14 protein-coding genes are annotated in these 13810 nt (G+C 43.8%); 10 read left to right on the forward strand and 4 right to left on the reverse strand.

Annotation, left to right across the window (positions count from 1 at the left end; all coding sequences use genetic code 11):
* Positions 1-168: 168 nt before the first annotated feature.
* Positions 169-1749, forward strand: coding sequence for a peptide chain release factor 3 (locus D0X99_RS08635; RefSeq protein ID WP_119477271.1), 1581 nt, complete (start codon positions 169-171; stop codon positions 1747-1749).
* A gap of 37 nt (positions 1750-1786) precedes the next feature.
* On the opposite strand, the gene ade is transcribed toward D0X99_RS08635, so the two are convergent.
* Positions 1787-3409 (reverse strand): adenine deaminase, encoded by a 1623-nt coding sequence (ade, locus tag D0X99_RS08640; RefSeq protein ID WP_119477272.1) that lies wholly within the window; start codon positions 3407-3409, stop codon positions 1787-1789.
* A 131-nt stretch (positions 3410-3540) separates the two neighbouring features.
* Here ade and cmk point away from each other — a divergent pair, with 131 nt between their 5' ends.
* The 9 genes from cmk to D0X99_RS08685 all read left to right on the forward strand — a co-directional run bounded on the left by cmk (position 3541) and on the right by D0X99_RS08685 (position 11302).
* Positions 3541-4245 carry a (d)CMP kinase gene (gene cmk / locus D0X99_RS08645; protein ID WP_119477273.1) on the forward strand — a complete coding sequence of 235 codons (705 nt, stop codon included), beginning with the start codon at positions 3541-3543 and terminating at the stop codon, positions 4243-4245.
* On the forward strand, positions 4229-5125 hold the full coding sequence (locus D0X99_RS08650) for a 4-hydroxy-3-methylbut-2-enyl diphosphate reductase (RefSeq protein ID WP_119477274.1): 897 nt from the start codon (positions 4229-4231) through the stop codon (positions 5123-5125). Before cmk ends, D0X99_RS08650 begins: the two co-directional genes overlap by 17 nt.
* A 120-nt stretch (positions 5126-5245) precedes the next feature.
* Positions 5246-6598 carry a Na(+)-translocating NADH-quinone reductase subunit A gene (locus tag D0X99_RS08655; RefSeq protein ID WP_119477275.1) on the forward strand — a complete coding sequence of 451 codons (1353 nt, stop codon included), beginning with the start codon at positions 5246-5248 and terminating at the stop codon, positions 6596-6598.
* 5 nt (positions 6599-6603) lie between these two features.
* Positions 6604-7818, forward strand: a complete 1215-nt coding sequence (locus tag D0X99_RS08660) for an NADH:ubiquinone reductase (Na(+)-transporting) subunit B (RefSeq protein WP_119477276.1) — start codon at positions 6604-6606, stop codon at positions 7816-7818.
* Entirely contained in the window at positions 7805-8560 is a 756-nt protein-coding gene (nqrC, locus tag D0X99_RS08665; protein WP_119477277.1) for an NADH:ubiquinone reductase (Na(+)-transporting) subunit C, read from the forward strand. Before D0X99_RS08660 ends, nqrC begins: the two co-directional genes overlap by 14 nt.
* 28 nt (positions 8561-8588) lie before the next feature.
* Entirely contained in the window at positions 8589-9269 is a 681-nt protein-coding gene (locus D0X99_RS08670; RefSeq protein WP_119477278.1) for an NADH:ubiquinone reductase (Na(+)-transporting) subunit D, read from the forward strand.
* Between the two features lie 16 nt (positions 9270-9285).
* Positions 9286-9897: an NADH:ubiquinone reductase (Na(+)-transporting) subunit E gene (nqrE, locus tag D0X99_RS08675; RefSeq protein ID WP_119477279.1), complete on the forward strand. Its 612-nt coding sequence runs from the start codon at positions 9286-9288 to the stop codon at positions 9895-9897.
* A 139-nt stretch (positions 9898-10036) separates the two neighbouring features.
* On the forward strand, positions 10037-10663 hold the full coding sequence (locus D0X99_RS08680; RefSeq protein WP_119477280.1) for a 3-keto-disaccharide hydrolase: 627 nt from the start codon (positions 10037-10039) through the stop codon (positions 10661-10663).
* Positions 10664-10744: 81 nt separating this feature from the next.
* Positions 10745-11302: a DUF502 domain-containing protein gene (locus D0X99_RS08685; protein WP_119477281.1), complete on the forward strand. Its 558-nt coding sequence runs from the start codon at positions 10745-10747 to the stop codon at positions 11300-11302.
* On the opposite strand, the gene selD is transcribed toward D0X99_RS08685, so the two are convergent.
* From selD to trxA, 3 genes are all read right to left on the reverse strand, one after another.
* Entirely contained in the window at positions 11299-12339 is a 1041-nt protein-coding gene (selD, locus tag D0X99_RS08690; protein WP_119477282.1) for a selenide, water dikinase SelD, read from the reverse strand. The two genes, D0X99_RS08685 and selD, sit on opposite strands and share 4 nt — an antisense overlap.
* Positions 12326-13366: a tRNA 2-selenouridine(34) synthase MnmH gene (mnmH, locus tag D0X99_RS08695; RefSeq protein WP_119477283.1), complete on the reverse strand. Its 1041-nt coding sequence runs from the start codon at positions 13364-13366 to the stop codon at positions 12326-12328. The genes selD and mnmH overlap by 14 nt, the downstream gene beginning before the upstream one ends.
* A gap of 69 nt (positions 13367-13435) precedes the next feature.
* A complete protein-coding gene (trxA, locus tag D0X99_RS08700) occupies positions 13436-13756 on the reverse strand; it encodes a thioredoxin (protein ID WP_119477284.1) in 321 nt (106 codons plus the stop codon).
* Between the last annotated feature and the right edge of the window lie 54 nt (positions 13757-13810).

Genomic DNA, 13810 nt, shown 5'->3' on the forward strand with positions numbered 1-13810 from the left:
AGATGAGTTAGAATCTTCATTATTCGAAATTTCACATTTGGTGTTCGATATTAATCCTTTGAATTTTGAATGTCGAACGCTGAACATCGAATACCGAAGTTGGGAATGGTAGAATTAAAATTCCATTCGTTCATTTTCCCTACCTTTGCCCCCTGAATTTCACTACCCATGAGTTTGACTGAGGAAATCAAAAAGCGAAGAACCTTTGCCATCATTGCCCACCCCGATGCCGGAAAGACCACACTGACTGAGAAATTGCTCCTTTTCGGAGGGGCAATCCAGACGGCCGGAGCGGTCAAATCCAACAAAATCGACACAGCCACCAAGTCTGACTGGATGGAAATCGAGAAGCAACGGGGTATCTCCGTAGCGACTTCGGTCATGGGTTTTGAATACAAGGATGTCAAAATCAACCTTCTCGATACGCCGGGTCACCAGGATTTTGCTGAAGATACGTACCGCACGCTGACAGCAGTGGACTCGGTCATCATGGTGATCGACTGTGTGAAAGGGGTCGAGATCCAGACCGAAAAACTTATGGAGGTCTGCCGGATGAGAAATACTCCGGTGATTTGCTTTATCAATAAGCTTGACCGGGAAGGTCGAGATCCTTACGACTTGCTGGATGAGGTGGAGTCCAAACTCAATATCAAGGTTCGTCCACTTTCTTGGCCGATCGGTATGGGGAAAGGGTTCAAGGGAGTTTATAACCTTTATGAGAAAAAGCTCAACCTGTTCACGCCTTCACAGCGAAAACTAAGCGACGACCGGCAAGTCTTTGAGAATCTCGATGATCCCCAGTTGGATGCACTGATCGGCCCCGGTAATGCCAAGCAACTGAGGGAAGATGTGGATTTGATTGAAGGAGTGTATCCGGATTTTGACGTTAATGACTATCTGGAAGGAAAAATTGCCCCAGTTTTTTTCGGTTCTGCAGTGAATAACTTTGGTGTAAACGAGATGCTAGACACTTTTATAAAAATCGCCCCATCTCCCAAAAGCAGGGAAACCGACGTGCGGGAGGTGAAGCCCGATGAACCCAAATTTTCCGGCTTTGTCTTCAAGATCCACGCTAACATGGATCCCAATCACCGAAACCGGATCGCCTTTTTACGGATCTGTTCCGGGAAATTTGAGCGGAATAAGCCTTACAATCACGTCCGAGGTCCCAAGCCACTTCGCTTTTCCAACGTGACCCAATTTATGGCTCAGGACAAGGAAATCATTGATGAGGCTTTTCCAGGTGATATTGTAGGACTTTACGATACCGGTAATCTCAAAATCGGTGACACCTTGACGGAAGGCGAAAACATGGTTTTCACCGGGATTCCGAGCTTTTCTCCGGAGATATTCAGAGAAGTGGTCAATAAAGACGCCATGAAAACCAAGCAGCTCGAAAAGGGTCTCAAGCAATTGATGGAAGAAGGCGTTGCCCAGCTGTTTACTTTTGAGATGGGCGCAAGAAAAGTGGTTGGGACAGTCGGTCAACTTCAGTTTGAAGTGATCCAGTTCCGACTCAAAAACGAATACAACGCCACGGTGGAGTTTCATCCGATGAACCTTTACAAGGCCTGTTGGATCAGCAGCACCGACAAAAAGCAGCTCGATGAATTTGTCCGATCCAAAAACCGCTACATCGCTCGGGACAAAGACGACAAGCTGGTTTTTATGGCGGAGTCCAAATCCTGGCTACAGATGGTGCAGGACAACTACCCTGAGATTGAGTTTCACTTTACTTCGGAGTTATAAGCAAAAACCCTCTGGATTTCGAAATCCGGAGGGTTTTTTATAAAAATACTTTTGTGAATTCAAATTTCTTTCCATCAAACAAGCCCATATCACTCAATTTCAAGTCCGGGATTACCAGTAAGGCCATAAAGCTTAATGTCATAAAAGGAGAATTCAGGGTGGAGCCCATTTCCTTCGCCATCCGGTCGATGCGGGTATATGCCTCGGCGACTAGATAGCCATCCTCAGGAGACATAATGCCACCTACCGGAAGAGGAAGTAGCTCTTCCTTCTCTCCCCAAACGGCAGATACACCGCCTTTGGCTTGGATCAATAGATTGACTGCTTTGCAAATCGATTCATCATCCACTCCGACTGAGATGATGTTGTGGGAATCATGCCCGACGGACGAAGCAATGGCTCCTGATTTCAGTCCAAAGTTTTTGATAAACGCCACTGCCGGAGGCGCTTCCTGGTACCGGTTGACTACAGTGATTTTCAGAATGTCCTTTTCAGGGTTGGATTCCGCAAAGCCATCCCGAACCAAAATTTCTCCCATGATCTCAGGAGTGATCAATTGCCCGTCCAGGGCTTCGATCACTCTCACTTGAGTTCCTTGAGCGGAAAGTCGGAAATCTTCCGGCTTTTTGAGTGAGGTGTTGAACTTATTGATGACCTCATTTTTAATCCTGGGAATCAGGGTCTTTCCGTTTTCGGCGACTTTCTGCCCTCGGATATATGTCGACAGAACTTCAAATTTTTTCAAGTCTTTGACCAAGATAAAATCAGCAAGATCTCCTTCCCGAAGTTGACCGACAGGTAAGGAATAGTGATAAATCGGATTAAGACACGCGGCTCGAAGTACCTCAAACAAATCCTTTCCTTTTGCCACCGCTCGGGCGACGAGTTCATTGATATGACTGATGGCCAGGTTGTCAGGATGCTTGTCGTCAGAGCAAAACATGATCATTTCGGGATAGTCATTCATCAAGTCGATCAAGGCTTCAAAGTTTTTGGCAGCCGACCCTTCCCGGATGGAGATTTTCATTCCCAGTTTGATTTTTCCCAAAGCTTCCTCGTAAGTGAAGCATTCATGATCAGTGCTTGGTCCGGCAGAGACGTATTTTTCGGCCAATTCTCCCAAAAGGCCCGGCGCATGTCCGTCGACGGGTTTGCCGTATTTTTGTGCAATCCGGATTTTTTCCATGACTATGGGATCCCGATTTACTGTTCCCGGCCAGTTCATCATTTCGGCGAGGTAGGGGATTTCCGGTCGGCTCATCAGATTTTCGATGTCTGAGGAGTTGATTTCTCCTCCTGCCGTTTCGAATGGGGTCGCTGGAACGCAGGAAGGTGCTCCAAAGAAAAAATGAAAAGGAACCTGCTTGCCATTTTCAATCATATAGTCGACACCTTCCATGCCGCAAACATTTGCGATCTCGTGTGGGTCGGAAATAGTAGCCACTGTGCCATGGACCACGGCTAAGCGAGCAAATTCGGAAGGAACCAACATCGAAGACTCCACATGGACGTGTGCATCAATGAATCCAGGCAGGAGAAAAGGAAGATTGGGAATCGGCTGGACTTCCCGGATATGGGTGATTTTCTCTCCTTCAAATCTTAATTCAGCCGGAAAAATCCGACGGTTGTGGAGGTCAATCAGGTTGGCTTGGATTATCATGAGAATGTTGATAAAAATCAATGAATTTCAAGGCTATTTGAGTCACAGCCTTCTACTCTTTCGGGATTGGTTAAGATTAAAACTACTATATTTGCGCAAAATTTAAGCAGCAAACCAAGACAGGTTTTTTGATGGGCAAAATCGTCATAGCCATTGATGGTTATTCAGGATGTGGGAAGAGTTCGACTGCAAAAGCAGTGGCCAAGGCATTGGGATTTACCTATATCGATTCGGGGGCAATGTATCGGGCTGCTACGCTGCATTTTTTGAATCATTTTCTATCCCCTTCCAATCCAAACGACGTAGAAAAAGGTCTGAAGTCTTTGGAGATTTCTTTTCAAATCAATCCTGATACCCAAAAGCAGGAAACCTACCTAAACGGACTGAACGTGGAGGATCAAATCCGAACCATGAAAGTTTCAGAACGTGTAAGTGAAGTCGCTACAGTCAAACAAATCCGAAAGGAATTGGTGGCAAAGCAACAGCGGCTGGGAAAAAGGAAAGGAGTGGTCATGGATGGACGGGATATTGGCTCGGTAGTTTTTCCGGATGCAGAATTGAAAGTGTTCATGACAGCAGACCTGGAAACCCGTGCTGCCAGAAGACAACAGGAATTATTGGATAAGGGGGAAATGGTGGACTTGGAGGAGATTAAAACCAATCTGGCTGAGAGGGATCGAATCGATTCATCCCGAGTCGAAAGCCCCTTGATCAAAACTCCTGATGCGGTAGAGATAGATACAAGTAATTTGACTTTTGATGGGCAGGTGGCACAGATCGTGCAGTTAGCCAAAGCCGTTATTGAAAAAGAAAAGGATTATGCAGGTAACCATTGATAAAAATTCAGGCTACTGTTTCGGAGTCGAATTTGCCATCAAAATGGCCGAAGACGAAATGGAAAACACCGATCAGTTGTACTGCCTCGGAGACATTGTCCACAATGACATGGAGGTGAAGCGACTTCGAGAAAAGGGACTAATTGTCATTGATCGGGAAAAACTGCAGGAATTGAGCAATTGCAAGGTTTTGATCCGGGCACATGGCGAACCGCCTGAAACCTATAAAACAGCCATCGAAAACAATATTGAACTTATCGATGCCTCCTGTCCGGTAGTGTTGAAGCTGCAGCACCGGGTGAAAAATGCCTTCGACAAGATGGAAAAGGAGAATGGTCAGATCGTTATTTATGGCAAGAAAGGTCATGCCGAAGTAATTGGGCTTACCGGGCAGACCTTGGAAAAGGCCATTGTAGTGATGGAAGACGCAGACCTTGACAAGATTGACTACAACCGCCCAGTCACACTTTTTAGCCAGACTACGAAGAGTACAAAAGGATTTTATGAGCTTTCACACAAAATTGAGGATCGGATAAAAGACGCAAAAGGTGAGTTGACGGAAGTTGACTTCAATGCCAATGATTCAATTTGTAGGCAGGTTTCTAACCGGGAGCCTCAACTGCAAAAGTTTGCGCAGGAAAATGATGTCGTTCTTTTTGTATCAGGGAAAAAAAGCTCCAATGGAAAAGCCCTTTACCAAGTTTGCCTGACAGAGAACCCCAGAAGTTATTTTATAGAAAACGAAACAGAGTTGGACCCTGACTGGTTTCATCCTGGAGACCGGGTAGGAATCTGTGGCGCAACATCCACCCCAATGTGGCTAATGGAACAGGTTAAGGCCTACGTAGAAACTTTGGAAGAAAATATGCTTCAGGCATGAAAATAACCTTTGGTACTCATAAGTAAAAGTTCGAACAATTAAAGTGACATTAGCTTCTTATCAAAAGGTTTTTCTTTAGATTTGGGGCGTTTTTCACAAGCTCATAGTTCAAAAACAGATATGTCTAAAATAGTGAAGCTTAAGAAAGGTTTTGACATAAATCTGGCAGGAAAGGCATCGAAAGAGATTGCTAATTTCGCTCCAGCTCAAACCTTCGCAATTAAGCCGACAGACTTCGTGGGACTTCAGCGTCCTAAAGTCCTTGTCAATGAAGGAGATACGGTCAAGGCCGGTACTCCCATCCTGATCGATAAAGCCCTTGATCAGGTCATCTACGCAGCCCCAGTTTCCGGTGAGATCGTTGAGGTCAAGCGCGGAGACAAGCGAAAGCTTCTGGAAATCAAAATTCTGGCTGACAAAACCATCACTCATGAAAATTTTGGAAAAATTGACCTGAACCAAGACCGAAATGCCTTGGCAGCTAAATTGGCTTCCACTGGGGTATGGCCAAACATCATCCAGAGACCTTATGGAATTGTGGCAAATCCTGCAGATTCTCCGAAGGCGATTTTCATATCTGCATTTGATACGCATCCCCTAGCACCTGATTATGGGTTTACCCTTCAGGGCGAGGAAAAGTACTTTCAGGCAGGTATCGATGCCCTTGCAAAGCTGACAAAAGGGAAAGTTCACGTAAATGTGGATGGCTCCAAGCCTGTTCCTGCGGTATTCTCAGGAGTGAAAAACGCCCAGGTCAATCAATTCTCAGGTCCTCATCCCGCGGGAAATGTTGGTATTCAGATTCATCATTTGGACCCTATCAACAAAGGAGAAATTGCTTGGACCGTTAATCCTGTAGGCGTCGTTCAGATCGGAAAGGCAGTTTTGGAAGGAGTTTATGATGCTTCCAAAGTGATTGCTGTGACAGGTTCAGAGTTGACTAAATCAGCCTATACTAAGACGTATGTCGGAGCCAGTGTTTCTACTTTTGTTAAGGGAAATCTTAACTCCGGACATGTTCGAGTGATTTCAGGTAACGTGTTGACAGGTGAGAAAATCAACCTGGAAGGTCATCTTGGCTTCTACAGCAATCAGATCACTGTAATTCCAGAGGGTGATTATTACGAATTTCTCGGTTGGGCCAAACCGACAACAAGCAAGCTGAGCTACCATAGAGCATTGGGGCTGTTTTCTTTCCTTAACCCAAAGAAAGAATTTGTGCTTGACTCCAACTGCAGAGGCGAAGAAAGAGCCTTCGTGCAAACAGGTGTTTTCGAAGCGGTTACTCCGATGGACATCCTTCCTATGTATTTATTGAAAGCCATCATGGCAGAAGACTTCGATGAAATGGAGGAGCTGGGAATCTATGAAATTGTTGAAGAGGATTTGGCACTCTGCGAGTTTGTAGACGTGTCCAAGCATCCTGTGCAGGAGTTGGTAAGAAAAGGTATAGAATTAATCCAATACAGTTAATCCATATGAAGTTTCTAAGAGATTTAATGGACAAACAGCGCCCGATGTTTGAAAAGGGTGGCAAGTTTGAAAAGTTCTTTTACGCATTTGAAGCGGGAGAGACTTTCCTCTTTTCCCCGAATCATACTACCGGTATCAAAGGTGCCCAGGTAAAAGATGCAATTGACTTGAAGCGAATGATGATCACAGTGGTGATTGCCATGATTCCAGCTTTGCTTTTTGGCATTTACAACACAGGTCATCAGAGTCTTTTGGCAACAGGTCAAACTGCTGGTTTGTGGGATAACTTTGGAGACAAAGCTTTGATCGGTATTCAGTTAGTACTTCCTATCATCATCGTAGCCTATGCGGCCGGTGGTTTGGTGGAGGCGACTTTCGCTGTGATCCGAAAGCATCCTATCAATGAAGGATTTCTGGTGACAGGGATGTTGATTCCTCTCGTAATTCCAGCAACTACACCGCTTTGGCAAGTTGCCATGGCCACGGTATTTGCAGTTGTGATTGCAAAAGAGGTGTTTGGAGGTACAGGAATGAACATTCTGAATGTCGCGATGACTGCAAGAGCATTTTTGTATTTCGCGTATCCTGCACAGATTTCAGGTGATCAAGTTTGGACTTATTTAGGTGAAAAAGCTGCAGTAGACGGTTTCTCTGGAGCTACTGCTTTGTCAGTAGTTTATGATGCCGGTGTACAGAATGTAAATGCTGTAGAGGCACTTAATAACCATAACTCCGTCCTGGGTGATGGTATTTTCAGTTTCTACAATATGTTCATGGGTTGGATTCCGGGATCAATCGGTGAGACTTCTACCTTGATGTGTTTGGTTGGTGCAGCAATTTTAATTGGCACCGGTGTGGGAAGTTGGAAAATTATTGTTTCAGGATTTGCAGGAGCGTATGTTATGGCTTTTATTATGAACCTACTCGCAGTTAATGAATACATGGCCCTTCCGGCGCATTACCATTGGGTAATGGGTGGTTTGGCTTTCGGTATTGTCTTTATGGCTACTGACCCCGTATCCGCTGCGCAAACAGAGACTGGTAAATGGATTTACGGTTTCTTAATTGGTGTTTTGACGATCATTATCCGAGTAACCAACCCGGCATATCCAGAAGGAATTATGTTGGCTGTGTTGTTCATGAATGTCGTGGCACCATTGATCGATTATTATGTAGTTAAAGCTAATAAAACAAGGAGGCTACAACGTGCAACAGTCTAATACTTACATCATCGTATATTCTGCTGTTTTGACTATCATCTTGGGACTTTTGCTCTCAGGATCAGCTCAGGTCTTAGGACCATGGCAGCAGGAAGCCATAGCTTTAGATAAGAAAAAGCAAATTTTGGGAGCTGTGATCAATGCCGAAGAAATTGCGGCTATGACTCCAGAGCAGGTTAATGAGTTCTATGCGGCCCGAATCTCTTCTACAGTGGTTGATATTACAGGTAAAGAAATCACAGAAGGAGGCGTTTCCGCTGAAAAGGTTGAGATTGCCAAGGATTACAAAAAGCCGGCAGATCAGAGACTTTATCCTGTTTTTATTTATCATGCTGAGGGTAATCCAGAAGATGTTGAGTCCTATATTTTCCCGCTTTACGGAGCTGGACTTTGGGATGCTATTTGGGGATATCTATCCTTGGAAACAGATATGAATACTATCGGAGGTATAACTTTGGCTCACGCGGCTGAAACTCCAGGATTGGGCGCAAGAATCACTGAGAGTGAAGTACAAGCTAGATATGTCGGGAAAAAAATCTTTGATGAATCAGGCGCTTTGATGGCCGTTCAGATGCAAAAGGGAGAAGGAAAAGATTATTCTTCTGATCCTCATAAAGTTGACGGTATGTCTGGAGCTACTATCACAGGCAACGGTGTGAACAATATGCTTAAAGCCTACATGGGACATTATGAGGCTTACATCAAAGCAAAGTCTTCCCAAAAAGCAGTAGCTGGTCTATAATTCTTAATCAACTCACAAATAAAACATTATGAGTGCTGAAACATTAGAAAAGGCATTGGTTAAGCCAGCAGAGCCTTTACTTTCCAAAAGGAGAAAAAAACTAATCACGGATCCTCTTATAGATGATAATCCGGTGACTGTTCAGGTGTTGGGAATTTGTTCCTCATTGGCAGTAACTACTCAGATGCAGCCTACTTTAGTAATGGCTATCTCTGTAATCTTCGTAGTTGCCTTGTCGAACTTTGTGATCTCTTTGATGAGAAACACTATCCCTTCACGTGTTCGGATTATCGTTCAGTTGGCAGTAGTAGCTACATTGGTAACTATTGTTAGTGAAATCCTTAAGGCATTTGCTTACGATATGTATAAGGAGCTTTCCGTATTTATCGGATTGATCATCACCAACTGTATTGTAATGGGTCGATTGGAGGCTTTTGCCATGGGTAACAAACCTTATGATTCCATGTTGGATGGTCTTGGCTCTGCCTTGGGGTATTCCTGGATTATTTTGACCGTTGCGTTCTTCCGTGAACTCTGGGGTTCTGGTTCAGTTTTCGGGATTCCAGTTTTTGATTACATCTCCGGATTATTTGGAGACGATTTTAATCTTGCTAAAAATGGTCTAATGGTAACTCCTGTAGGGGCATTCATCATCCTTGGCTTGATTGTTTGGGTCCAGCGGACCAAAACTGGTTATGTTGAACATTAATTAACTTCCTCAGAAAATGGAATTATTTAGTTTAGGTATTCGGTCGATTTTTATCGACAACATGATTTTCGCTTACTTCTTGGGAATGTGCTCTTTCCTTGCCGTTTCAAAGAAAGTGAGTACTGCTATGGGACTTGGCGCTGCTGTAGTTTTCGTACTTGGAGTAACGGTTCCTTTCAACTGGATTCTGAATGAGTTTGTGTTGAAGGAAGGGGCATTAACTTGGATTTCTGCGGATTTGGCAGCAATCGATTTGTCATTCCTAAGGTTTATCATGTTCATTGCAATCATCGCAGGTATTGTTCAGTTGGTTGAAATGGTGGTAGAAAAGTTCTCTCCAGCACTTTACGGTCAGTTGGGTATCTTCCTTCCCTTGATTGCTGTAAACTGCGCGATTCTTGGAGGCTGTCTATTCATGGCACAACGTGATTATACCCTAGCGGAATCAGCAGTTTATGGATTTGGTTCTGGCTTTGGTTTCATGCTCGCAATTGTATTGCTGGCTGCAATCCGTGAACGGTTGAAATATTCTCATGTACCAAATGGTTTGAAAGGCCTAGGCATCACCATGCTTTTGACGGGTCTGATGGGAATTGCTTTTATGTCCTTCATGGGAATCAATCTTTAATAGATTTCCTATTCTAGAAAAAGGCTCTGAAATTTTATTTCAGAGCCTTTTTCTTTTTAACGGTTAGGTTCTTTTTGCCTGAACCTCTTAACTTATGAAATCTATTAGCCAAGACTTACTAACCATAAACCCCATAACCATGAAAAAACTAATTGCCTTACTCGTTTTATTTTCAATTTCTTTCGCTGCTTTTCCTCAAAAAGGAAAGTGGGTGGAGCTTTTTAATGGCAAAAACCTTGACGGATGGAAAATCTCAGAAAATCCTGCATCCTTTTCAGTGGTGGATGGTACCATAAAAGTGGATGGTCCACGTGCTCACGCCTTTTATGACGGATCTGTGGGAAACCACGACTTCAAAAATTTCGAGCTAATGGTTGAGGTTAAAACGATGCCAAAAGCAAACTCAGGAATTTTTATCCATACCATGTATCAAGAGACCGGCTGGCCAAACAAAGGCTATGAAGTGCAGGTGAACCAATCCCATGGAGATTGGAGAAAGTCAGGAAGCTTGTATTCTTTTAATGATGTGAAAGACGTGTACGTAAAGGATGGCGAATGGTATACCTATCATATCATTGTCAATGGGGACCAAGCTACTGTGAAGATTAATAAGAAGGTAGTGATGGAATATGATGAATCAGCTGATACAAACCGTCCAGCAAATGCAGGAGAGAAGAAATTTGATCACGGGACAATCGCCCTTCAGGCCCATGATCCAGAGAGCGTGATTTATTATCGAAGTGTAAAAGTGAAAATCCTGGATTGATTTTATTTACGTTATTGAACAATAAAATGCCTGGTCTTTCGATTGAGCATTTTTTTTGAGTTCTTCATGTAACATTCTTTTATGCGACACACCTACCACCGAATTTTATCTTATTTCTTCAGAGGCCTATTGGTTTTGACACCTTTGGCTGTCACCGGATATGTGATCTATGCCATTTTTATTTTTCTGGATGGGTTGATCCCTGTTCCCTTTCCCGGAATTGGGATATTGATGGTATTGGGTTTGATAACTTTTGTGGGTTATTTGGCTAGTCTGTTCTTCACCAAACCGTTTTTTGAATGGTTTGAGCGAGGAGTTTTTAAAATCCCTTTGGTCAATCTGCTTTATACAAGCATCAAAGATCTAATGGGGGCTTTTGTCGGGGAAAAGAAGAAATTCAGTTCCCCGGTTATTGTTCAGTTAAGTGATTCCATGTCTAGGCTGGGATTTATTACCCAGGAAAGCATGGAGGTAATTGGTGAAGACGATTTGGTGGCTGTCTACTTCCCTCACAGTTATAATGTGTCTGGAAATGTTTTTTTGGTAAAAAAAGAAAAAATTAAACCACTAAAAGGAGTGAAAAGCTCAGATGTGATGAAGTTTATGGTTTCTGGAGGGGTATCTCCTTTGGAGGCTTAAATTACTTCAACCACAAAGTCACCTCCAGTCACAAATTTCCCAATCTCCCAAACCGGTTGGTTTTCCACCTTCATAGTATCCAAAAACCAATTCTGGTTCTCAGGGGAAATGGCAATCAATAGTCCACCGCTCGTTTGGGGATCACAAAGCTTCACCAAATCCATACCTTTCACTCCTTTGGTTTTGGTGTTGAATGCATTCCAGTTTCGGTAGGTGTTATCGGGAAAGATGAACTGATTGATATACTCCTGAATCCCTTCAATCAACGGAACTTTGTCCAGTTCAATTTCTGCAGAAAGTGATGCTCCTTCCGCCATTTCAATCAAGTGGCCCAAGAGTCCAAAGCCTGTTACATCTGTCATGGCATGGACCTCTTCATGATTTCCTAAAACGCCTCCAATGGAATTTAGCTTACAGGCAGTATCCAAAAGTTTGAAATAATCCTTTTCCTCTATTTTTTGCCGCTTCAATGCGGTTGCCAAAACTCCGATTCCAATCGGTTTGGTAAGGAAGATCAAGTCTCCACTTTTCGCTCCTTGATTGGTTTTAATTTTCCGAGGATGAATGACTCCATTTACCGAAAGTCCGAAAATCGGATCTTTGGCTGCGATGGAATGTCCACCTGCCAGTTCAATTCCAGCTTCTTTACAGATACTTTTGGCCCCTTCTAGAACTTTTGCTGCCAGTTCCGGGGCGATTTTTTCCACAGGCCAACTTAGGATGGCATTGGCAAAAATTGGTTTGCCTCCCATTGCGTACACATCTGAAATGGCATTTGCTGCAGAAATTCTTCCAAAATCAAATGGGTCATCCACTATCGGGGTAAAAAAATCAACCGTATTGATCACTGCCAAATCCTCGGATACCTGGTAGACTGCCGCATCGTCCTTGTGGGAGTTTCCCACCAAAAGATTAGGATCAGATTGGAAAAAAGAGCCGCTGGCACTCAGAATTTGGTCCAGGATTGCAGGAGCGATTTTGCAGCCGCAGCCTGAGCCTTCGCTCCATTCAGTGAGTCGTGTTTTAGGAGTTTCCATTAAGTTGGTCTTTTGTTTTCAGTAATAGGTCGAGTTGCTCTGAAAGTGGTTTTCTGCTGAGATCAAGGTGGAAGGTCTTTCCTTCGGTGTGTCTTTCCAAGTCAAACTCATAGGTCTTGTCGTAGTAGATCAAAAGGTTGGATATCCAGGAAACAGAATCTTTTGCTTTGATTGCATCCACTGCTTCTTGGGTTCGGAGGCCTCCAAGTCTTTTTTTGAGTCGTAAAACTGCCGCGATGAGTCCTTCTTCAGGGAGATCTCCATACTCATTAGCGATATGTGCAATACGTTCATCTATGGACTTTTGGATGTCAATCAGAGGACTTTTGCTCATTTGCTCGAAAAGACGGTCTGGAATGATCAGGCGGCCGATTTTTCGGCTTTCATTTTCCACCCACGTGTGCTGCAGTGGATCAAGCAGTCGCAGATCTTCAGCGATTAGGTTTTCAAATTGCTCTACAGAAGGCTGAGGAGGCTGTCCGATTGAGCCAAATGAAGAGCCCTTATGGTTAGCAATTCCTTCCAAGTCGAGGATTTGCTCTCCTTTTTCCCGGAGTAGCTTGAGCAACAAAGTTTTTGCCGTTCCTGTTTTTCCTCCTAAAACGATGAGACTCCGCTCTTTTCTAACCTCGTTAAAAGTGAAAGTTCGGTAGGTTTTGTAGCCGCCCTTTAAGCGATAAACCTGAAATCCAACCATGGTTAAAAGCCATGAGAGAATTTGGCTTCGCATTCCTCCACGCCAGCAATAGACGATGATTTTTTTCTCTGGAAACTGGTTTCTTGCAACCTTCAGAATCTCGTGAAATCTCGGCCCAACCAGTTCAAACCCTTTTATTGTAGCTTCCTCTGACCCTTTTGCTTTATAAAGAGTTCCTACGACTATCCGCTCTTGGTCATTCAAAATCGGGAGGTTGAATGATCCCGGAATATGGCTTTGCGCAAATTCACCTTCGCTTCGCGCATCAATCATAGGAAACTGCTTGCGAAGCGTCCAGAATTCCTCCAGTGTGATCAGTTGTTCGGCCATTCAGGGTATGAAGATAAAAAAAGCCGCAAAGAGTTCTTTACGGCTTTCTGATCTAAGTGTAATTAAGAATTAGAGTTGTGCGTCCAGCTTTTGAGCCAGAACAGCCTTTGGAACAGCGCCGACCTGTTTGTCCACGATCTGCCCGCCTTTGAAGAAAAGCAGGGTTGGGATAGAGCGGATTCCGAAAGCTTGCGCCACGGATGGATTTGAATCCACGTCCACTTTACCGATTACTGCCTTGCCTTCGTATTCTGATGCCAATTGCTCCACCACTGGACCAATCATTTTGCACGGTCCACACCATTCAGCCCAAAAGTCAACCAATACTGGCTGGTCCCCGGAGATTACTTGCTCAAAGTTTGCATCAGTAATTTCTATTGCTTTTCCCATTTTATTCTTGGATTAATTGATTTCAATTTTTCAAATATATCAGCAAAAGCCGAT

The organism is Algoriphagus lacus (genome assembly GCF_003583985.1).
GTDB classification, from domain to species: Bacteria; Bacteroidota; Bacteroidia; order Cytophagales; family Cyclobacteriaceae; genus Algoriphagus; species Algoriphagus lacus.